General features: G+C 51.6%; 15 protein-coding genes. 6 read left to right on the forward strand and 9 right to left on the reverse strand.

Translation table 11 applies throughout. From position 1 onward, the window contains the following. Window positions 1-3: 3 nt before the first annotated feature. Window positions 4-354, reverse strand: coding sequence for a type II toxin-antitoxin system PemK/MazF family toxin (locus tag HRU73_RS04865; protein ID WP_011111532.1), 351 nt, complete (start codon window positions 352-354; stop codon window positions 4-6). Continuing rightward, window positions 344-574, reverse strand: a complete 231-nt coding sequence (locus HRU73_RS04870) for an AbrB/MazE/SpoVT family DNA-binding domain-containing protein (RefSeq protein ID WP_041356592.1) — start codon at window positions 572-574, stop codon at window positions 344-346. Before HRU73_RS04870 ends, HRU73_RS04865 begins: the two co-directional genes overlap by 11 nt. A gap of 188 nt (window positions 575-762) precedes the next feature. Between HRU73_RS04870 and HRU73_RS04875 the strand changes: the two genes are divergently transcribed. Continuing rightward, window positions 763-3,069, forward strand: a complete 2,307-nt coding sequence (locus tag HRU73_RS04875; protein WP_287399677.1) for a cyanophycin synthetase — start codon at window positions 763-765, stop codon at window positions 3,067-3,069. Between the two features lie 26 nt (window positions 3,070-3,095). After that, window positions 3,096-5,666, forward strand: coding sequence for a cyanophycin synthetase (cphA, locus tag HRU73_RS04880; RefSeq protein WP_287399678.1), 2,571 nt, complete (start codon window positions 3,096-3,098; stop codon window positions 5,664-5,666). A 186-nt stretch (window positions 5,667-5,852) separates the two neighbouring features. Here cphA and HRU73_RS04885 read toward each other — a convergent pair whose 3' ends face one another. The 4 genes from HRU73_RS04885 to HRU73_RS04900 are packed head-to-tail and all read right to left on the reverse strand — an operon-like array spanning window position 5,853 to window position 8,978. Further along, entirely contained in the window at window positions 5,853-6,782 is a 930-nt protein-coding gene (locus HRU73_RS04885; RefSeq protein ID WP_287399679.1) for a multicopper oxidase domain-containing protein, read from the reverse strand. Between the two features lie 18 nt (window positions 6,783-6,800). Continuing rightward, the gene (locus tag HRU73_RS04890; protein WP_011111536.1) at window positions 6,801-7,196 is read right to left on the reverse strand and encodes a c-type cytochrome; all 396 of its coding nucleotides are present in this window, start codon (window positions 7,194-7,196) and stop codon (window positions 6,801-6,803) included. Then, on the reverse strand, window positions 7,193-7,891 hold the full coding sequence (locus tag HRU73_RS04895) for a c-type cytochrome (RefSeq protein ID WP_281870763.1): 699 nt from the start codon (window positions 7,889-7,891) through the stop codon (window positions 7,193-7,195). Before HRU73_RS04895 ends, HRU73_RS04890 begins: the two co-directional genes overlap by 4 nt. 28 nt (window positions 7,892-7,919) lie before the next feature. Continuing rightward, window positions 7,920-8,978, reverse strand: coding sequence for a multicopper oxidase domain-containing protein (locus HRU73_RS04900; protein WP_281870764.1), 1,059 nt, complete (start codon window positions 8,976-8,978; stop codon window positions 7,920-7,922). A 233-nt stretch (window positions 8,979-9,211) separates the two neighbouring features. On the opposite strand from HRU73_RS04900, the gene HRU73_RS04905 reads away from it, so the two are divergent. Beyond that, the gene (locus HRU73_RS04905; protein WP_011111539.1) at window positions 9,212-9,667 is read left to right on the forward strand and encodes an RrF2 family transcriptional regulator; all 456 of its coding nucleotides are present in this window, start codon (window positions 9,212-9,214) and stop codon (window positions 9,665-9,667) included. Here HRU73_RS04905 and HRU73_RS04910 read toward each other — a convergent pair. Both HRU73_RS04910 and HRU73_RS04915 read right to left on the reverse strand, forming a co-directional pair. Next, window positions 9,664-13,638 (reverse strand): translocation/assembly module TamB domain-containing protein, encoded by a 3,975-nt coding sequence (locus HRU73_RS04910; protein ID WP_011111540.1) that lies wholly within the window; start codon window positions 13,636-13,638, stop codon window positions 9,664-9,666. The two genes, HRU73_RS04905 and HRU73_RS04910, sit on opposite strands and share 4 nt — an antisense overlap. A 1-nt stretch (window position 13,639) precedes the next feature. Beyond that, window positions 13,640-15,544, reverse strand: a complete 1,905-nt coding sequence (locus HRU73_RS04915) for an autotransporter assembly complex protein TamA (RefSeq protein ID WP_287399680.1) — start codon at window positions 15,542-15,544, stop codon at window positions 13,640-13,642. A 50-nt stretch (window positions 15,545-15,594) separates the two neighbouring features. Between HRU73_RS04915 and HRU73_RS04920 the strand changes: the two genes are divergently transcribed. From HRU73_RS04920 to uvrC, 3 genes are read left to right on the forward strand one after another with little or no spacing between them, the layout of a single operon-like run. Further along, entirely contained in the window at window positions 15,595-16,248 is a 654-nt protein-coding gene (locus HRU73_RS04920) for a uracil-DNA glycosylase (RefSeq protein ID WP_287399681.1), read from the forward strand. Window positions 16,249-16,264: 16 nt separating this feature from the next. Next, window positions 16,265-16,453: a tautomerase family protein gene (locus tag HRU73_RS04925; RefSeq protein WP_011111543.1), complete on the forward strand. Its 189-nt coding sequence runs from the start codon at window positions 16,265-16,267 to the stop codon at window positions 16,451-16,453. Window positions 16,454-16,468: 15 nt separating this feature from the next. Continuing rightward, window positions 16,469-18,283, forward strand: coding sequence for an excinuclease ABC subunit UvrC (uvrC, locus tag HRU73_RS04930; RefSeq protein ID WP_011111544.1), 1,815 nt, complete (start codon window positions 16,469-16,471; stop codon window positions 18,281-18,283). Between the two features lie 779 nt (window positions 18,284-19,062). Here the strand turns inward: uvrC and HRU73_RS04935 are convergent. Next, window positions 19,063-21,411: a TonB-dependent siderophore receptor gene (locus HRU73_RS04935; RefSeq protein WP_287399683.1), complete on the reverse strand. Its 2,349-nt coding sequence runs from the start codon at window positions 21,409-21,411 to the stop codon at window positions 19,063-19,065. Between the last annotated feature and the right edge of the window lie 108 nt (window positions 21,412-21,519).

Raw genomic sequence — 21,519 nt, forward strand, 5'->3', positions numbered from 1 at the left:
TCTTTATCGCACTGCAGCCATTCCGAAAAGCTGATACAGAGATCGTGTGACCTGAATACTATCACTGACGGCAAGTCGTCCAAGTTCACCACGTATCAGCCGGTGATCGAGCGTGAACAGCTTGAAGCGTACGACAGAGGGAGCCGGGAGACCGGCACTGACCAGATCATCGATCAGGCAATCGAGCGGCCAGGCTGGATTGGCGGCTGAGGTAATCATGGCCAGCACCGAATGGCCGATTGGATCGTTGAATGTGGCTGCATCCGAGAGTACGAGTGCCGGACGGTTTTTGGCAGCCGTACGGTCGGTAAACGGAAAAGGCACTTTCAATACCGTGAAACGTTCATAACTCACGATAAGCTTCCTCATCGGCTGCGCCTGCCCACTCGGAAAGCGTTCCCTCCACTGCTTTCAAGTATTCGATATCGAGCGGTTGTACACGTCGAATGCGTGCACTACCATCATCCGACATTTCCCAGATAATCAAATCGCCCGGTTTTATACGCAACGCTGCACGAATATCAGCCGGTATCGTGGTCTGTCCCTTTGAGGTTACTTTTGCAATAATAGTCATCTTGATTCCTTACTGTAAGGAAATAATACTTTATTACAACCTTTCTGCCATTGCAAGAATCTGATTATGTATGTAGTGCACTCGCTTTCAGCAAGAAATGAAAGGTATCCAGAAAAATCCAGGTTTGCTGTAAACCGATTTGGCATATCGCGCGTTAATTGGAGGGTGTACATTCAGATCCTTCCTTCATGTCAACTCCTATTGCAATTCATACTGACCCTTCTGTTCACAGCACCAAAGATCTCAAGTTTCTTGAAATACGTTATCTGAACGGTCCCAATATGTGGACGTATCACCCGGTTCTGGAAGCAATCGTCGATATTGGTGAGCTCGAGAACTATCCGTCGGATACGATTCCCGGTTTTTATGAGCGATTGTCATCGTGGCTGCCATCACTGATCGAGCATCGCTGCAGTTATGGTGAGCCAGGCGGATTTCTGCGCCGTGTTCAGGAAGGAACCTGGCCCTGCCACATTCTTGAACATGTCACACTTGAATTGCAGAATCTTGCCGGAATGCGGGGAGGATTCGGTCGGGCACGTGAAACCTCGACTTCCGGGGTATACAAGGTAGTCGTCAGTGCATGGCATAAGGAAATAACGCTCAAGGCACTGTATCTGGCCCGGGAGCTGGTACTGGCCGCAATGGGATTCAATCAGATGCAACTCGCTTACGATGTGCAGCATGCCATCGGGCAGTTGCGTGACATGATCGATTCGCACTGGATCGGCCCTTCCACTGCCTGCATCGTCGACGCTGCTGCCGCTCATAATATTCCATCGATTCGTCTGCTGGATAAAGGCAATCTCATTCAACTGGGACATGGATCGCGCAGCCGGTATATCTGGACAGCGGAAACAGATCGAACCACGGCCATCGCTGAAAACATTTCACGTGACAAGGAACTGACCAAATCGCTGTTGCGTGCCTGCGGTGTACCCGTCCCGGAAGGACGTATCGTGACCGATCCGGCGGATGCCTGGCTGGCTGCCGAAGATATTGGTCTGCCCGTCGTGATCAAACCCGGGGATGGAAATCACGGGCGTGGCGTTTTTATCGAGCTGAGTAACCGTGAGGAAATCGAGGCCGCTTTTTCGATTGCCCTGCAGGAAGGTAGTGATGTACTGGTTGAACGCTATATTCCTGGAATCGAACATCGTCTGCTCATCGTGGGGGGGCAGCTCGTGGCCGCTGCGCGGGGAGATTCGGTCTTCGTTACCGGGAATGGCGTCTCCACGATTGCAAAATTGATAGAAGATCAGATCAATTCCGATCCACGTCGGGGTACTTCTGAAAATCATCCGCTCAATTTCATCGAGCTGGATAATGCGATTCGAATGGAGCTCGCACACCAGGGTTACACCAGTGATTCCATTCTGCCTTCAGGAACAAAGGTACGAATACAGCGCAACGGCAATCACGCAATCGATATCACCGATGAAGTCCATCCGGCGACGGCTGATCTGGCTGTACTGGCTGCCCGCATCATCGGTCTGGATATTGCCGGAATCGACCTGGTTGTAGAAGATATTTCACGCCCGCTTGCCGAACAAGGGGGCGCCATCGTTGAGGTCAACGCCGGCCCCAGCCTGCTCATGCATATCAAACCCGCTATCGGCAAACCGAGACCGGTAGGCGAGGCAATCATCGATCAACTGTTTCCAGATCAGGATCAGGGCCGTATTCCTGTCGTTGGCATTACCGGTAGCAAGGGCATGACGACCATTGCCCGTCTCGTCGCCAGTCTGCTCATGCTATCAGGCAGACGTACCGGTCTGGCATGCAGCAGCGGACTTTATCTCGATCACAGGAAAATCGATCACGGCAACTGCGCCAATCATAAATCCGCCCGCCGTATTCTGATGAACCGTACCGTTGAAGCAGCTGTTTTCGAAAATGGTTTCGATACCATGCTCGAGGAAGGTCTGGCGTATGACAGTTGTCAGGTAGGGATCGTCACTCGGATAGAACCGGCATTGCATTTTGCTCATCAGTGGATCGATACATCCGAACAGGTTTTCAAAGTACTCAGAACGCAAGTGGATGTCGTTTCTCCCACCGGAGGCAAAAGAGAAGGAGACATTTTGCCGGAAATCATACTGCCAACCGGTGCCGCCATTCTGAATGCCCAGGATCCCATGCTGGTTCAGATGGCGGATTTATGTCAGGGAGAGGTCATTTACATCAGTTGTGATCCCACACTGCCCGTGATCAGCGTCCACCGGCAGGAAGGAACAGGCCCGACCCGGGGAAAACGTGCGGTCACCGTGCGTAACTGGGAAATCCTGCTGATCGATGGAACGGCTGAAACAATACTGATCCGACTGGATGAACTGCAGGCAAAAACCGGCAATCATCCTGTGGAAACAGCACACCTGCTGGCAGGTGTCGGAGCAGGCTGGGCACTGGGTATGTCACCCGATTTCATTCGTACCGGTTTGATCACATTCCTGCAACACCAGGAAAAGCAATCGATCGTTTACCAAACTTTCTAAAGTCAGATCATTTAAGGAAAATATCCATGAAGGTATTACAAATTCGTGCACTGCGTGGACCCAACGTCTGGAGTAAACTTGCCGCTATCGAAGCCACACTCGTTTTCGAACAGAATGAATGTCTGCCTGACAGCATTCCCGGCTTCGATACACGCCTGCGTGAATATTTTCCGGATATCGCTCTGCTTCAGCCGGTCGACTGGCAGGAAACGACTCTTGCTCACATCCTGGCATTCATTACTCTCAAACTTCAGGAACGGGCGGGCTGTTTCGTCAGTTTCAGCCGCGTGATAAAAATGGCAGAGGCAAATACCTGGCGGGTCGTCGTGGAATATAGCGAAGAGGCCGTTGGCCGACTGGCGCTGGAGCAATCCCTCGCATTGTGCCGGGCAGTGGCAGAAGCCGCTCCGTTTGACACCAGCGAGGTAGCGAACCGTCTACGTGAGCTGTACGAGGACATCCGTCTCGGGCCCAGTACGAACTCGATCGTGCAGGCCGCTGTCAGGCGTAAAATTCCCTACCGCCGTCTGACTGACGGCAGTCTGGTTCAATTTGGCTGGGGAAGCCGGCAGCGGCGTATCCTGGCTTCCGAAAGTGATCTTACCAGTGTCGTTGCAGAATCCATTGTGCAGGACAAGGATCTCACCAAGATGCTTTTACATACAGCCGGTATTCCTGTTCCGACCGGGCGACCGGTGATCAGCGCCGATGATGCCTGGGCAGCAGCCTGTGAAATAGGTGCACCGATCGTCATCAAACCGCAGGATGGCAACCAGGGCAAAGGTGTTACGGCCAATCTGACCGATCGTGACCAGATAAAAGCGGCCTATCATGTCGCGGCGGAAAGAAGCAGAAATGTCCTGGTCGAACGTTACATCAGCGGACATGATTACCGGTTACTGGTCGTGGGCAACAAGCTGGTTGCAGCCGCAAGGCGTGATCCGCCACAGGTAGTGGGTGATGGCATCCACAGCATCGCTCAACTGGTGAAACAGATCAACAGTAATCCGCTGCGCAGCGAAGGACATGCAAATCTGCTGACCAAAATTCATCTGGATGAAATCTCTCTGACGCACCTTGCATTGCAAGGGCTCAATGCAGCTTCTGTTCCGGACAAAGGTAAGCTGGTGACATTGCGTAATAACGCCAATCTTTCCACCGGTGGCACGGCAACAGACGTAACAGACGAAGTTCATCCCGATATTGCCGAGTGTGCTGTGATGGCTGCCCGGATGACAGGCATCGATATCTGCGGGATCGATGTGATATGCAGTAACCTGTCACGCCCGCTGGGAGAACAGGGGGGAGCAGTCATCGAAGTCAATGCCGCCCCTGGTCTGCGTATGCATCTGCAGCCTTCATACGGCAAACCGCGTGCAGTGGGAGAAGCCATCATCGATCATCTGTTCGCGCCAGGTGAGAACGCACGTATCCCGGTAATCGCAGTAACCGGCACCAATGGAAAAACCACTACGGTGCGTTTGATTGCCGATATGCTGGAAAACAACCGGTTACGGGTGGGTATCGCCTGCACTGATGGTGTATTCGTCAACGGCCAGTGCGTGGATACGGGGGATTGCAGCGGCCCGCAAAGTGCCCGAAACATACTGTTCCACCCCGAGGTCGATGCGGCAGTACTGGAAACCGCGCGTGGCGGTATTCTGCGCGAGGGGCTGGGATTTGATTATTGTGATGTGGCCGTTGTCACCAACATTGGCCGGGGAGATCATCTCGGCCTGGCCAATATCAATACGGCTGAAGAGCTGGCAGCCGTCAAACGTACCATCGTGGAAAATGTCAACCCCAAAACCGGTGTTGCGGTGCTGAATGCAGATGATCCACTGGTTCTCGGTATGGCAAGCCACTGTCCGGGAAATGTCACCTTCTTTTCCCGCAACCACCGTCATCCGGTGATTCTGGAGCAGCGTGTTCAAGGCAAACGTGTAATCTACATGGAAGATCATCATATCGTCGTTGCAGAAGCGGGAACTGAACGGCGAATTTCCCTCAGCCAAATTCGTCTGACGAAAAATGGCATGATCAGCTTCCAGATAGACAATGCCATGGCATCTATTGGTGCAGGATTGGCCATCGAGCTCGATTGGACGACCATCTGCGCAGGACTGGCCGATTTCGTCAGCGATGCACAGACCGTTCCAGGGCGGTTCAATCTGTTCAATTACCGGGAAGCGACTCTGATAGCGGATTACGGCCATAACCCGGATGCCATGGAAGCCTTGGTATGCGCCATTGATCATATTCCTGCAAAGAAACGCACAGTGGTCATCAGTGCGGCAGGCGATCGCCGTAATGAAGATATCCGGTTGCAAACCCGGATCCTGGGGGATGTGTTCGATGAAGTCGTGCTGTTTCAGGACAAATGTCAACGCGGTCGAGCTGACGGTGAGGTGCTCGGGTTATTGCGGGAAGGGTTGGAGAATGCCAAACGTGTGCGCAAGGTCAGTGAAATCCGCGGCGAATTCAAGGCGATCGATACAGCGCTGACCAATCTGGAAGCAGGTGAACTTTGCCTTATTCTGATCGATCAGGTTGAACAGGCACTCGGATATATTCACTCCCGTATTGCTGTGGCCTGACAGAAATCATTCTGAATCGGCATGCAGAAGTTCAGGCCCTATCCTGCTCGGTATCTTGCAGACGGTTTCGACAAGCCGGAAATCACGAACTATATTCAATAAGGCCCGCCATAGTGAATAAGATCACGATGACGGGTTTTTTGTGACACAAGCCTATGGGGGTTTTATAGTTATACAGTCAGTTACTTAGCGAATCAGAATATTTTCTCCACGACCCGCTTCCGGATCAGCGTCATTAGTGAACATAATGACGGCGATTGCACCGGAGTGTGCATGACGCATCGAATGATCGACGATCGCGTTGGCACCTTCAACCGGAGAAATTAGATCCAGCGTTGCCGCATCCCCCGCTCCTATCAGATAGGATTGCAGGGCATACTGGATGTTTTTGGGGTTGCCGCTGGGGTAAACCCGATCCCAAATCCCTGCTATGGGGTGAAGGGATGACAATTCATTGGGTCCGGCGTTGACGAAGTAAATGCGCACCCGTTCACCTGGTTTGGCCTGCAGCCAGCTGGTGGCTTCAGAATCATGCACCGGGTCATACTTGAAAACCCCTCCATTGAATACGACATTACTCCATTTGTTCTGCATCATGGCTGTTTTGTCGTCAGGATTTTCGTAATGCTCAGCCTGAATCAATACATATTCACGATCTGCCTTGGGTAATGCATTTGCATCTTTCGGGTCCACGATGATCACACCGTACATACCTCGTGCGATGTGTTGAATCATCGGATCAGAGCCACAGTGATAAAAAAATACACCGGGATTATCAGCAGTAAAGGTGTATTTTTTTGTTTCACCCGGCTTGATCGACTCGAAATCCTCCACCACATCCAGCCTGGCAGCATGGAAATCCATGGAATGGGAGTTCTTACTATTTTTGTCATTGATGAGGGTAAATTCCACCGTATCCCCTTCAGTGACCCGTACGACCGGACCGGGAACCTTACCGTCGAACGTCCAGGCACGATAAGTACTTCCCTTATTGTCGTAGGCCACATCGGTTTCAACTGCATGTAACGTTACCTGCACTGTTTTGGCTTCAGCCTGAATCCCCATCAGGAGAAAACCGCTTGCCAACATGCCCCTCAGTAATTGCTTGTACTTCATTCTCTTATTCCTCTTTTTTTATTGATCTGAACCACATTTGCAGACATGACGTAAATAAGCCGCCAGCTGATTGACTTCTTCATCACTGAAAACGCCCCCCCAGGCAGGCATCAGCACCGATTTGTTTGCAGCCAGCCCTCCCTTTTTGATCACATCGATGATTTCACTGTTGGGTATGTCGCCCATGCCCTTGGCATCACTGTGATCACGCGGCTGAACGGACATAAAGACGCTGTTGACACCGTTGCCATCCCGGTTCACACCATGGCACTGGGTGCAGTAAGTGTCATACAGACGCTCGGCATGCTCGAATGAATCATCACTGGCGGCAGCGGCCGGTTCCATGAAGGCAAGCAGTGAAATCAGACCGATGCTGGTCAGCCATGAAAAAGAAATTGAATTACGGCTATTCATTTTTTATCCTCCTTTGCGCTCAGTTGTACGATATAGCTGGTAAGTTTTTGCAGATCTGCATCAGAAATATCGAGTTTCGGCATCCAGACACCTTTGTCTATTTTTTGTGGATCCTTGATATAGCTGTAAATGAAGTCGGGTTGCAGACGCTTGCCCGCAGTCGCCATTTCCGGGCCGGATAACCCTCCTTTTCCGGGAACGGCCGAATGGCAGGCGGCGCAACCGCGCAGTTTATTGAAGTACATGGCGCCCATCGACATAGCAACTTTCTGATCCTTGAAGGCGCCTTTCTCGATCAGGCCATCAGGGTCGGTTAACGTCATCAGTGCATTGGCAGCTGCTTCGGCATCCTCCCTGGCCAGTTTGGGGTGAGGGGCAAGGGATGACTCATCCACCACGTCCTCCTTGGTGCCGGGTTTGACATGCTTGCGATAGAATTCACCGGCCGGGCGAATCTTCGCCGGGTCCTGCAGCCACTCCACCAGCCACTCCTTGTTGAATTTATTCCCGGCGTAGTGGAGATCAGGCCCTTTGCGCTCCCACAGCCGATCCAGAGAATTACTTTCCGGCTTGGTCAATGCATGGCAGGAAGCGCACTTTGATTGAAGTACGGCTGGCACATCTGCCGCATGAACGGCAAGTGACGTTGCGAAGAAACTCGCACCGATTGCTGCAAACAAGTAAGGTTTCATCATTTTCTCCTTTGGTTTGTTGTGTTACACATCATTCCTCGATGGGTTCTCCTTTGAAGACTTTGGAGTTATGCATTCCAAGATCTTTTTTCAGAGACTCTTCGTAATAAAAATCCGGTACAAACTTTTTGTCTTTCCATACATAGAAGGGATGATCAATTCCGACTTCCTCGTATTCAATCGTCGTCATGATTCCTCCATCGGGCTTATCTCCGTTGGTGGTGTGCGTATCGACATGGTCGTGAATCATCCACAGACCCGGGTTGTCCATATTGAGGATGACGTCGTAACGTTCACCAGGCCCGATGAGGACGGTATCGCCTTTGATGGGTTTATCCAGCGGGAATCCATCCTTGAACGCTATTTGTGAAATGTGGCCATGGGTGTGAATGGCGTGAACATGATCGCCTGCACCAATGAGTCGCAATCTGATGACATCCCCTTTCTTGACACGTATCGGCTGTGTTTCGGGAAAGGATTTGGCGTTGATCGTGTAGTAATCGAAAACATCTCCCGGAATACCGCCTTCACCCGGTTTGTTCGCCCAGGATGACACCCAGTCGGACAGCATCAGGATGTAATCCTTGGTCACCGTTTTCTCGATCGGGAGAGGGTTTTTGGGTTCCACGATGAGAGGACCCCACATGCCGCGCATGGTGACATGCTCGTTGACATTGACATGGCAGTGGTACCACATGGTACCGGCGGGTTCAGCCTTGAATTTATAGGTGAACGTATCACCGGGCTCTATCGCATGCTGGGTGGCATGAGGAACGCCATCGCTCTGCCAGGTGCCGCGCTGGAGCATGCCATGCCAGTGAATCGTGTGTGGCAGCGTGGTCATGTTGGTCACATTCACTGTGACATCATCTCCTTCCATGACATGGATGAGCGGTGCAGGAACCTGGCCGTTGAAGGCAAAGGTGTGGAAATCTCTTTTGCCGACCAGAACGATGCGTGTATCTTCAATGGATAAATCGAATTCACGTTTTTCCGCCTGGCTGGTCAGAGGAATCAGCGCCAGCACGACCAGCATCAGAATGATGTGGGTAAAGCGGTAAGACGAAAATAACGAGATTGAATTTTTCATAAAAACAGTCCTTTTGGTGTATATTATATACATCTTTTTCTGCACGAAAGACCTTTAAATACAGTCATATTTAACTTCTTCGGTGATCATTAACCACCTCCTCTTAAAGATATATTATTAATATATCTTTTGATGGATTTTACCCGTTCGATTCAGATTGTCAACCAGTCGGGCAGAAATAAAAAAGTGGGGATATACTTGCTAACCCCCACTCAATAAATGGGTAATACTTCATGAGACTGACGAATTACAGCGATTACGCGTTACGCATCCTCACTTATCTCGGTTTGAAAAGAGAGGAATTGTCCACCATTACGGAAATTGCGGATTGTTACGGTATTTCGCGCAACCATGTCGTCAAGATCGTGCATCACCTTGGCCAACTGGGTTATGTGGATACACTGAGAGGAAAGAATGGGGGCATCCGCCTGGCTCACGCCCCTGAGAAAATCAATATCGGTGAAGTAATACGTCATACAGAAACTTCGATGGATATCGTCGAATGTTTCAGTAATCAGAATTCATGCATCATCGGTTGCAGTTGTGTGCTGCGCACAGCCATTTCGGAAGCACTCTCCGCATTCATGGCCGTGCTGGACGACTATACGCTGGCTGATCTGATAGCGCCCAGACGTCAGCTGAGCAGAAAGCTGCACGTCATGCAGATATCTGACAGCCTGTCTGATTAATCGAACTGAAAGTTGTAGAACAGATCGACCGAACTGTCATCACCTGCCCGGGTGACGACTGAAACACGGGGGAATAAACTGTAGGTCAGCTTGGCAATACCGGCAGAAGCGGAGGTCAGGCCACGTTCATAACTCAGATAGGCACGTGATGACAACCGCTTGCCGATGGTACCGACCTGGTTAGTCAAAGATCCACCCGCCTGCTGCCGGATCGAGAAATCATCGATCCCCATTCCTTGCGTAATATTTTCCAGAACGCTTTCATCGGTACCTCCAAAGATACTTCCAGCTGCATTCAGCAGTAACGCATTATCCAGACCGCTTTTATCGGCCGGGCGTCCCAGCACGATCCAGGATAATTTCTCGGAATCGGGTACTTCCGGTTGCGATACCAGTTTGATTTTGGGATGCCTTACTGTACCGGTAATTTCCACACCGGCCTCCACTCGCATCCCACCCCGCACGGCCAGCGCATTGACGCTGCTGTCCTGGGAAGGCTGATCGATCACGTCGGATGAACCCGTATCGAAATCAGATTCCTGACTGGTGCGGACAGCGAGAATATTAAGCCCTGGATTATCGAGCGGCCCATCGAAGTTGACGATTCCGCGCCGAACCTGCAACCGCTGGCCGTAAGCTTCAAAACGGGTATCACGCGTGGAAATGGTGCCGATAGCGCTGAGCAGTTGATCAGGCTTGCTGAGCAGATGCAATTGTCCGGCCAGCCGTCCTTCCAGTCCGGAGGCACGCAAAAAGAATCGTTCTCCCAGATCAAGGATTGCATCCAGATTCACTTGCATGGCGGGTGATTCCGGCTCGGCTTCGGTCTTTCCACTGATGACGACATCATCGGCCAGTTCCGGCCTGCCGGCTGCGGGCTGCTTGATGAATCCAACATCGGTCATGATTTTTCCGGTGATATCGAGCGCCTGTTCCTTGAAACCAATGACACTGTTGCCGGAAACGACGATCCAGCGATCCGCCTGCTGCGCGATGGGCAAATGATCGAGTTCAACCGTCAGATGACTTTGCTGATTATGAATATCCAGGCTGCCATGGGCATTCAATTGGCCGGATTTCCGGGATAGTTTGATATTTTTGAGCAAGCGATCTTTCGACGGTTTTTCGAGAGGCGCAGTAAAATTGAGCGTTTCAAGCCGTAACCTATCCTGGTTGAAATCCACGGCCAGCCTGCCTTCCTTCAATTGCAATCCCTGATCCAGCAATGCAATCGTCAATTCATCCCCCGTCATCCTGCCCTGCAATTCCGGCTGGTCGAGTGTCCCTGCCAGGCTCGCCTGCGCAGTCACCCGGCCTTCACTGCGCAGATTATTGTTCAGTGCCGGACCAATCCAGGCCAGATCAGGCAGATTCAACTGCAGATCTCCCTTTAACGGTGCATTCTTTCTGATTTCCCAGGTGGAACCGGTTGATTGCAGTGGCACGCTGACCCGGGCAGTCGTTTCACCCACATGCTTTCCGCGAATGGTCAATTGCCCATTCAAACCATTGTTCTCCGCCTGAAGATCGAGCAGGAGCGTTTGCAGACCCAGTGCAAATGGTGTTTCTGTCGGCAGAATGAAATCTCCTTTCTCCCGCTGTATACGCAAATGCCCGGCCAGTTGCCGGTCAGCTGCAAGCTGCCAGTTTCCCCTCAGCTTCAATGGTTCAGTATGTTCGGATGAGAGATCGCCCGATTTTAGTGCAATCCCGGTGAAATTACCTTGTGTGGACCATTGTTTAGGTGTCCAGCGTGCATCCTGGATGTCGATTTCACCTGCTGCCGCCATTATCCGGGTATGTCCCAGTGCCACTGTCTCAGGACTGATCTTGATACTCGGTTGCGTCACCAGATCGAGTGGTACTGATCCTGTCAGAGATAGCTTCTCGATCACACCTTCCCACTGTTTACGCGAAGTATCACCGGATCCCCTTGCCAGAAACTGCACTTCTGTCGCCTGATCGATCTGGCTCGTCAGTGACAACTGATGCTGAGCCTGTGTACCGCTCAACCCGAGTGACAGCTTCTGCAGATGGGTTTGTGACCCCTGCTGGTATTCTCCCGTTTGGAGATCGAGCTGGAGTGCAGTTCCGCGCAGGTTTCCGCTGGCCTTGAGGTGTGCGAGCCGATGTTCCTCACGAAAGCCGACATGATTCGAATCGATCTCGAATGTGATATCCGGATGATCGATGGCACCCCCCAGTTCAACACGGGAGTGAATATCGCCCTGCAGTCCAAACCCGATCTGCGCCAGTTTGGGAGCAGATAACACCACTGCCAGACGATCCCCGGGATTACCCAGCGCTCCTTTTATTTCGAGCTGATTGTCACCCAGGCGCAGATGGGTATCACTGCGTATGTGAGCAGGCTGCTGCAGTACGAGGCTACCCTGGCCGGAAACAAGTTGATTGGCGAAACGACTGGGTTCAAACATAAAATCGATATTGGCAGCAGGTTGTAGAGCCAGCTGGCCGGCCAGATTGAATGTCGCATTCAGATTGGAGGGTGGTACATCGGCAAAGGCAGAAACATCGAATTGCCTGAGCAGCCCCTCAAAAGTGAACGGTTGCGACTCATCCAGTTGCAATGTGCCATGGCCGGACATACTCGAATCCCCTCGCACCAGATCGAGTTTCTCGATAGTAATGGCCGAGGCCGTGCGCACCAGGGCCATATCCATATTCAGCCGCAAAGCCTCATCGCGGAGCTTGATCGATCCTTGCTGAGATTCCTGATTGCCATCGAAATGCAGGTTGCCGGACAGCTTTGCCGGGCGCAGGCTGCTTTGCAGATCAGTCGGGTTCAGTCGTCGGACATGAATATCCGCCTGCCCGGTTTTCGTACTGATCTGCCAGTTGGCCTCCCCTGTCAGGCTGCCTGGCACTTCCTCCCGTTCAGACAAGCGCAATGCAATATCACTGAGCTGTATTTTGTCGTGGGTCAGATCGAGCAGCATATGGGCATTTTTCAGCGGTATGCCGTCCTGATCCAGCGGGCGTGCCATCGCATTACTGATGGTGATATGGCCGGTGAGTTGCTCTGCCTGCTTTTGTGCCAGCTGGCTGCTGAAACTCAGATCGGCTTTGGGCAAATCAGAAGAAAACACATTGAGATCCAATCCGCTCACCACCAGATTGGCTTCCAGCAACGGTAGTGCATCAAAAGGGTGTATGGTGAAATTACCTTTCCCTGCCAGTTTCCTGTCTGCTATGGTCAGCGCTGCTTGTATCTGCTGCAGATTGCCGCCCAGGCGAACAGCCGCATAACCAGCGGGCTCACTGCTGGTATTGGCAACGTTGGCCCAATTATAAAAAACCAGTTGTGAGGCCAGATCAAAGGGTGGATGTATCCCGATTTCCAGGTTGCCTGCTATTTTTCCCCATTCCAGACCGAGTGCCAGCGTTTGTAGATGATGGCGCTTGCCATCACTATCCAGCCGCAAAGCGAGATCGGTCATGACGATATCCGGCTGGTCGTTACCCAGTGTATAGCGCTTCAATGACCGGATACCCAATTTCTCGATCACCGCATCGACAGGGAGTGACAAATTCTCCGGCAGAGTAACGGGTTCCTCCTCCTGCTCAGAAGCAGCACTATGTACCTCGACTGACCGGATCATCAGTGTTTCGATATGCAGTTTTCCGGTCAGTAACTGCCGGGGCTGCCAGCGGAAAGTCATATCTTCGACTCTGGCGGTTAGTTCATCACTTTGATAGGCAATCATCCCGGCGTGAACGGTATGATGCAGACTGCCGTTCACCCCCGAAAATGTCAGTGCCCCTCCCGTGGCTTGAGAAGCAATCATCAGCAACCAGTGCAAACCGGCAGATGTAAAGATCAGCCAGTAGAAACCGCTGGTCACGGCCAGCACCACTACTGTCGCTATCCCCGCCAGCCATTTCCTGAGTCGTCGTGGAGGCTCTGCTGGAGGCTGTGGTGTGGGGTTCTCGTTCTCTGTGTGATTGTCCATATCAGAATGCCACTGCAATGGAGAAATGCAGTCGTAATGTTCCGGTATCATGTCGTCTTGCCAGATCCAGCGCAAAAGGGCCGGCAGGACTGCGCCAGCGTGCGCCGATACCATACCCTATTGCCAGATCGAATTGCTTCAGGCTGTCCGCTGCATCACCCACATCGGTAAATACTGCCGCTCCCCAGTCATTCGTAAGCCAATGGACGTACTCTGCCGTGCCGGTCGCAAGAACGCGTCCGCCAACGATTGCATCGCCTTCACGCACGCCGAGACTCAGAAAATCGTACCCGCGGATGGATTGAATTCCCCCGGCGCGGAACAGGTATTCCTGCGGGATTCCCTGACGCGATGAAGCCAGGGTGTAACCGGCTTCGGCACGAAAGTAGAGCGTATCCCGCCGGCCGATCGGCAGCCAGTGCTGATGTCGCAGATAGCTGCGAATGAAATCCTGATCCGACAGGACATAGCTGGAACCCCCTCCCAGCCGCACTTCCGAAACAAAACCGCGACGAACATTCACTGGATCATCGATGTCGTGATAGCGATACCATAAATCCAGCGCCAGGGTTTCATTTGTGGTTTTCGGTGCGCCAGAGGGTTCCCGCTGTTCGCGCTGCCAGTTGACACCCACCTGCAGGATGGAATTGGCGGTTGTCCGTATTCTGGAAAAATCTACCCGCTGATTGAATGTTTGCAGATTCTTGATATCGGTCCTTTCGACGCGCACGCCCGATGAATACTGGAAATGATTGGCATCGGGCAGGGTATCCACTCTTGTCGAGAAAGTCTGGCGTTTTTGTTCCAGACGCAACAAGCTGCTCAGATTCCAGGCACGCCCGAGAAAATTGTAGTCACGATAATTGACTTCACCGCGCGCACCATTATTGGAGCTGTAGCCAAGACCCGCGCCAATGTGTTTGGATTGTGCCTCAGTCAGTGTGACGATGACCGGTACAGCTTCATGTTGCATGGGATCCGGTTTGACGGTGACCGCTGCCGCATTGAACAGCTGGCTGTTTTGCAGTGCGGCCTGAAAAGCAAGTAACTGTTCCCGACGATACGGGTCACCAGGGCGGAAAGGCACACTGTTCTGAACCACATCCGGCTTGTAACGCTCCAGTCCGGTAATCTGCAGCTCACCATAACGGAAAGCCGGGCCGGAATCGATGGTGATCGACAACGTTGCCTGGGCGGTATCCGGATCCACTTTTGCCTGGCTCTCGACGATGCGGGCAGTGGCAAAATCCCTGTTCGCGATGCTGGAAAGCAAAGCAGATTTGGCATCTTCCCAGCGTGCACTGCGGAACACCTTACCTGGCGTCAGTGGCCACTCAGCGCGCAGCTGCTCTGCCCGGGCACGGTATGCGGGTTCATCCGCGGCCAGTGCTCCCTGGAATTCGATCGTTACAGCAGCTACGCGCGTGCGCGGGCCTGGCGTAATGCGCAATTCATACGCCTTGGCTTTGGCTTTGCCGTTTCCTTTTTTTTCGTCGAATTCGATTTCAGGGGTGAAATAGCCTTCCGTTGCCAGCAGCTCGATGGATTCCTGCCTGATTTTGCGTGCATACGCTGCCTGATCGATTTCATCCCTGAACGGTTTTGCCGGTAAGGTCATGTGTTTCTCCAGCAGCTTTTTGATGGAGGCAGGTGCAGTGATCGTCACGTCGACCGGATCCGGCTTTTTTTCCTTTTCATCAGCGGAAGCGGCCAGAACAGTGCCGCACCACAACAGATATAGCATACAGCATGACAGCAGCACAGCCGGCCACCTGTGCCAGGTTTGTCCGAGTACCCTGCCCGACCATTTCACATGGTCGTGATAACATTTGAACGTATGCCGCAAATGCAGGCTCCATTTGGTTGAAGTACCGGTGCAGACTTCAGTTGCGGAAGCAAAATTCATAAATAACTGCCTGCCGGTAAGAGATACCCATTTTACAACAAAAGGATTCCATGACCGTATCAAGCCCGTTTCAGCCGGATTGTCGCGATTGCCCGCGACTCGCGCAGCATCTGGATCAGATCAAAACCGATTACCCTGATTACCATGCCCGGCCGGTTGCCCCTTTCGGTGATTCTTCAGCAAAATTACTGATCGTGGGTCTTGCACCGGGATTGCATGGCGCCAACCGGACTGGCCGCCCGTTCACCGGTGATTATGCCGGGATACTTTTATACCGGACATTACACAAATTCGGCTTTGCCAGCCACGATGAATCAGTCAGTGCAGATGATCCACTTCGTTTGATCAATTGCCGAATCACCAATGCCGTCAAATGTCTGCCACCGGCAAACAAGCCTCAACCGGCAGAAATACGGCAATGTAATGCTTTTCTGGCAGTCGAACTGGATAATTTTGCGAGAAATGGCGGGCAGGCGCTGCTGGCACTGGGAACTATCGCTCATCAGGCCGTGCTGATGGCACTGGGATGTCGCAATGCCGATTTTCCCTTCAGCCACGGTGCAATTCATCGTGTCACAGAGGAACTGAGGCTCTATGACAGCTACCATTGCAGTCGCTACAATACTCAGACCAGACGCCTGACCGGAACCATGTTTGAGCAGATTTTCGACAGGATTTGTCAGGATATGGCTGCAACTCAATAAACAACAGGAGAATAAAATGCCTTATGTCAACATCCGGCTGGCCGGTACATTGACCCGCGAACAGAAACAGCAGATCGCCACTGAAATCACCGATACGCTCGAACGTATCGCGCATAAACCCAAGTCCTACACTTATATCGCGTTTGACGAGCTGCCGCATGAAAGCTGGGCGATTGGCGGCAAATTACTCGGTGACGATAAATAATGGAGTACTCTGCCCTTGCCGGATGCACATTTCGACGGTAAAGCATTCGTTCTGACACTGCCCGCCCAGCCGGGCGTATATCGCATGCTGAATGCGGCAGGTGATGTGATTTATGTAGGTAAAGCCATCGATCTCAGGAAAAGAGTATCGTCCTACTTTCAGAAATCCGGCCTGTCGCCGCGTATTCAGCTCATGGTGTCGCAGATTGCGGGGATCGAAACAACCGTCACCCGTTCCGAAGCAGAAGCACTGCTGCTCGAAAACAATCTGATCAAAAGCCTTGCGCCTCGCTACAACATCCTGTTTCGGGACGATAAATCCTATCCTTATCTGCTGCTGACCCGGCATATTTTTCCCAGGCTTGCGTTTTATCGGGGTGCACTGGATGACCGCCATCAGTATTTCGGCCCGTTTCCGAATGCGGGTGTCGTCAAATCCAGTATCCAGTTACTACAGAAAGTGTTTCGCCTGCGTACCTGTGAGAACTCGGTATTCGATCACCGCACACGACCTTGCCTGCTTTATCAGATCAAGCGCTGCAGCGGGCCTTGTGTCGGGCTGATCACACCGGAAGCGTATCAGCAGGATGTAAAAAGTGCGGCCATGTTCCTGCAGGGCAAACAGGATGAAGTGCTGAAAACGATCGAACAGAAAATGTTCACAGCATCCGATCAGCAGGATTATGAACAGGCTGCACAATTGCGCGACCAGATGCAGGCATTGCGCAAAATCCAGGAAAAACAGTTTGTCGATAGCGGCAAGGCACTGGATGCGGATGTGATCGCGTGTGCAATTGAACCGGACAGCCACGCGGTTGCCGTCAACCTGGTCATGATCCGCAGCGGGCGTCACCTGGGCGATAAAACCTTCTTTCCGCAAAACGTGTATGAAGCAGATATCAGTACGGTGCTGGAAGCATTTGTCACTCAACATTATCTGAACCGCAGTGTTCCCCCGCTGATCATCCTCGGTCAGAAAATCCGGGTAACACTGCTGCAGAAGCTGTTATCCGACCAGGCCGGGCATAAAATCACTCTGACGACCAACCCGATCGGAGAACGGCGCAAGTGGCTCGATATGGCAGCCGAAAATGCGCAACTGGCGCTGCAGCAGATGCTGATCCAGCAGGCCAGCCAGGAAGACAGACTGCAAGCCTTGCAGGAAGCATTGAATCTGCCTGGCCTGGCGCGCATCGAATGCTTCGATATCAGCCACACCATGGGAGAAGCAACGATTGCCTCCTGCGTGGTGTACGACCGTTTCGCCATGCGCAATGGTGAATACCGCCGCTACAACATTACCGGCATTGTGCCGGGAGATGACTATGCAGCAATGCGCGACGTGCTGCAGCGGCGCTATGCAAAACTTGCTATGGAGGAAGGAAAACTGCCTGATTTGATTCTGATCGATGGCGGTAAGGGACAAATCAGGGTTGCCAGTGAAGTGATGATAGAACTGGGGCTCAATGACATTCCACTGGTAGGCGTTGCCAAGGGAGAAACACGCAAACCCGGTCTGGAACAACTGATTCTCCCCTGGCAGGAAGAAGCACTGCACCTGCCGGATGACCACCCTGCTCTGCACCTCATCCAGCAGATTCGCGATGAAGCACACCGCTTTGCCATCCAGGGGCATCGCGCAAAGCGCGCCAAAACCCGCAAAATCTCCACACTCGAACAAATCTCCGGTATCGGTACGAAGCGCCGTCAGAGCCTGCTCACCCGCTTTGGTGGTCTCAAAGGAGTAAAAAACGCCAGCATCGAAGAATTACAGCAGACAGAAGGCATCAGCCGGTCACTGGCAGAAAAAATCTACCGGGAATTGCGCTAGAACGAAAACAGGCACCACCGATTTTCGGCAAAAAGTAAGCATTCACGCCTATCCGGCGTACCACCACCGAATGAAGTCATCCCGTATGCCTGCGTCATGACAAGGCACCGGCAGGTTCTTCCGGAAACCTGGCTGATTAAATTTATATAAAAACGCTTGACTTCTATCACCCATATCATTAATATCACAAATGAGATTGCTTCTCATTATCTCTCCTTCTCTCTCTCGGAGCAATCTCAACCCCTCCAAATCCCGGGCGGATTGTCCACCCGTCCGGGATTCTTCTTGTTTATCTGATATGCAGGGAAATTTTATCTACCTGAGGTTCCTCGAATACTTGGTTAGCCGTCATTATTTTGACTCAGGAGATATTTCCGTAACTGCATTTCCTCCCTCATGACATGAAGTATCAGCACGATATTTCCCTCATCGCTGTAAAAAATCCGACATGGGTTGCAGATAACCTCACGGTATCGAGACATCGAAAGACTGAGTAACGTTGATTAGCTCCGGCGGCTAGTATGCCCCGATAGAGTGAGGTGGGTTGCATTCCCGCGCGAAGCGTGGGAATAATTAACTTAAGAGCCGCTGATCAACACTGTGTTTTACAGATGAACAGAAGTGTGTCATTGCGGACACCAAAGGGGTGAAGCAATTCAGCAGCGAGGATGATAAAGGCACTGGATCGCCACGGCCCGGAGGGCTTGGCGACAACAGTGTTAGGGTTATCCGGGCTCTTTTTCTTCGAGCCCGGATGTTGGAGTATTGAAGCTAAAACGTTAAAACATCGTACTGATGGAAAACGCAACGGTTCTTGGAGTGCCTAAAGTATAGTCGTTCTGCCAATAATCCTTACCCGTCAGATTAATGACATTCAGGCGCACTGTCAGCGCTTTATCCAATACGCGGGTGGTGTACCGTGCACCGATATCGTACAAGGTATAACTCGGAATCTTATCGGTATTGGCAGCATCGGCATATCTTTCACCGGTATAGTAAATACCGCCGGTCAGACTCAACCCTGGAACCCATGGCAGCGCGTATTCTGCGTAAATCTTGCCCATCCTTGATGCGGCATTGGTTGGTTTCTTGCCTTCGAGAGCGGGGTTATTGGATTTCTCCACCCCGATATCCATCAGGGTACTGCCACCCATGATGGTGAGATTGTCCGTGATTTTTCCGGTCAGAACTAACTCCACACCATTATGCACTTGCAGACCGTCCTGGACATAGCTTGGAATGGGTGTTGCAAGATCCGAATACTGATTGGCTTTTTCGATCCGGAACAGGGCAGTACTCAATAATAAATTAGGGCTGATATCGTATTTCAGACCCACTTCATACTGTTTGCTGACCAATGGAGGGAATACTGTTCCACGATTGGCGTAGGTATTGCCTACTATCGTACCCTTTTCAAGGGCTTCCATATAGGAAACATAGGTGGTTACCTCTTCAATTGGTTTATATAGCAATGAAACGGAGGGAGTCAGTGCAGATTTTTCATAGCTACTATCACCATAGAACCCCCCTCTTTTATTTGCCGTCGTAGCATAGTTTAGCCCGACCATCGCAGACCACTGATCGTTGAAGGTAATAGCATCTCCAATCAGGACATTGTCATATCGGTCAACCCAGACAGATGACAGTGGTTCGTTTCCGAAAGATGCTCCCCAGTCTGGCTCTGGTAAATTCTTGAGTTCATCCAGCGAAAGGCTTGTGCCAGATCGGGAAACAGGGCCGTTACCACGCACAAAGTAATCATAAAGAGTAGAAGAATAGCCAAGCGTCAATTTGTGGTCGACAGCAAAGGTTGAGAAGCGAGTATCCAGGTAAATATATCCTCCATAATTTTCATGCTTTTCCCAGGGTGAGTTTGATATTCTGACGGGAATAAAGGTCCTGTCCACCTGCTGATTTAAAGATATTTGATTGACTCTCATCCGGGTATCTTGATAGAAAAAAGCACTTCTGAGCGTAAAATATTTAGTGGGATCCCAGCGCAGGCTGGTATAGGCTTTATGGCTTTCTATATCATTAGAAGTCCATTTGGGAGAGTAGCGTTTACTGGTATCGATAGAGATTCTTTCCGTCATATAATAAAATGGTTGTATCGCCTCTTTGCTGTAATCGTTATAGGTATATTTGATGTCGGCATAGAGGGTATCGGTGACATGCCAGTCAAGGACAACATTGGCAACTTTCTGGTCGACCGGTTCACCAATGGCGGTATCTCCCCCTTGATAGAGCAGATTAGCTCGATAACCAAAGCGGCCCCGGTTATCGAATTTTCCGCTGATATCAGCATGGCCATAAAACTGGGTGCCCCCATAATTGCCGAATGTCAGCCTTCTGAGCGGGACATCAGTTGGGCTTTTGGTGACATAATTTATCGCCCCCCCTACTCTACCACCGCCATAGAGAAAACCTGAAGTTCCGCTGAGAATTTCAACCCGATCGATTTCGATTACTGACACAGCAGAACCATTTACGCCAGCCATAGGTATACCATCATAAATAGGATTAAGTGTTGGAAAACCCCGTATGGTGACATGAGGTGTACCAGTAAAATTTTGGATCATTGGTTCCTGAGTCAGGGGGTTCATTTTAAAGATCTGCCCCATGTTCTGAGCGTTAATATTTTCGATCAGATCGGAAGGGACAACGCTGATTGAGTACGGTGTATCACGCAAACTACGTTCTCCCCAAAGACCAATACCGCTGATATTACTAACCCGATAACCTTCTTCTGCTGTGCCTTGTTTCAGTGAAGCTGTGCTGACTGTCAAGGGTGGCAACGTTACCGGTCCACCCTCAGCTGCTATCCGGCGCAATGAATAACCACCATTACCCGCTACCAGTTCATAACCACTGCCAGCCAGCAAACGCGAGAATCCCGCACGGACGCTGTAGCGGCCCTGTAACCCTTTGCTGCTCAATCCCGACAGCATTTGTGGATCGAAGGATAACGGCACACCAGATGCAGCGGCGAATTGCGCCAGTGCATCGCCGAGCCGGCCGACAGGAATGGCATAGTCCCGTTGAGCTGTGTTATCGAGGGCTTCAGCAGCCATGACAGAATTCGGCATGACTACTGCGCCAGTGAGACTGGCCAGGATGCAAGTGATCATAAATGCGAGTGCATTGGTTTTGAAAACCGACAGGATGGTGCGGCAGAAATGAATGAGGGAAGAGAATGCAACCCCTGCCGTGCAGCCTGACTGCCAGAGGTGGAAACG

This window comes from Nitrosomonas sp. H1_AOB3, from assembly GCF_015709435.1.
Lineage (GTDB): Bacteria > Pseudomonadota > Gammaproteobacteria > Burkholderiales > Nitrosomonadaceae > Nitrosomonas > Nitrosomonas europaea.

Bases quoted from the DNA above. Each gene is read 5' to 3' on its own strand.
- HRU73_RS04905 (WP_011111539.1), top strand. From the start codon at position 9,212: ATGAGACTGACGAATTACAGCGATTACGCGTTACGCATCCTCACTTAT.
- HRU73_RS04895 (WP_281870763.1), bottom strand. From the start codon at position 7,891: ATGATGAAACCTTACTTGTTTGCAGCAATCGGTGCGAGTTTCTTCGCA.
- HRU73_RS04935 (WP_287399683.1), bottom strand. From the start codon at position 21,411: ATGATCACTTGCATCCTGGCCAGTCTCACTGGCGCAGTAGTCATGCCG.
- HRU73_RS04900 (WP_281870764.1), bottom strand. From the start codon at position 8,978: ATGAAAAATTCAATCTCGTTATTTTCGTCTTACCGCTTTACCCACATC.
- HRU73_RS04875 (WP_287399677.1), top strand. From the start codon at position 763: ATGTCAACTCCTATTGCAATTCATACTGACCCTTCTGTTCACAGCACC.
- HRU73_RS04910 (WP_011111540.1), bottom strand. From the start codon at position 13,638: ATGGACAATCACACAGAGAACGAGAACCCCACACCACAGCCTCCAGCA.
- HRU73_RS04870 (WP_041356592.1), bottom strand. From the start codon at position 574: ATGACTATTATTGCAAAAGTAACCTCAAAGGGACAGACCACGATACCG.
- cphA (WP_287399678.1), top strand. From the start codon at position 3,096: ATGAAGGTATTACAAATTCGTGCACTGCGTGGACCCAACGTCTGGAGT.
- HRU73_RS04915 (WP_287399680.1), bottom strand. From the start codon at position 15,544: ATGAATTTTGCTTCCGCAACTGAAGTCTGCACCGGTACTTCAACCAAA.
- HRU73_RS04885 (WP_287399679.1), bottom strand. From the start codon at position 6,782: ATGAAGTACAAGCAATTACTGAGGGGCATGTTGGCAAGCGGTTTTCTC.
- HRU73_RS04920 (WP_287399681.1), top strand. From the start codon at position 15,595: ATGACCGTATCAAGCCCGTTTCAGCCGGATTGTCGCGATTGCCCGCGA.
- HRU73_RS04925 (WP_011111543.1), top strand. From the start codon at position 16,265: ATGCCTTATGTCAACATCCGGCTGGCCGGTACATTGACCCGCGAACAG.
- HRU73_RS04890 (WP_011111536.1), bottom strand. From the start codon at position 7,196: ATGAATAGCCGTAATTCAATTTCTTTTTCATGGCTGACCAGCATCGGT.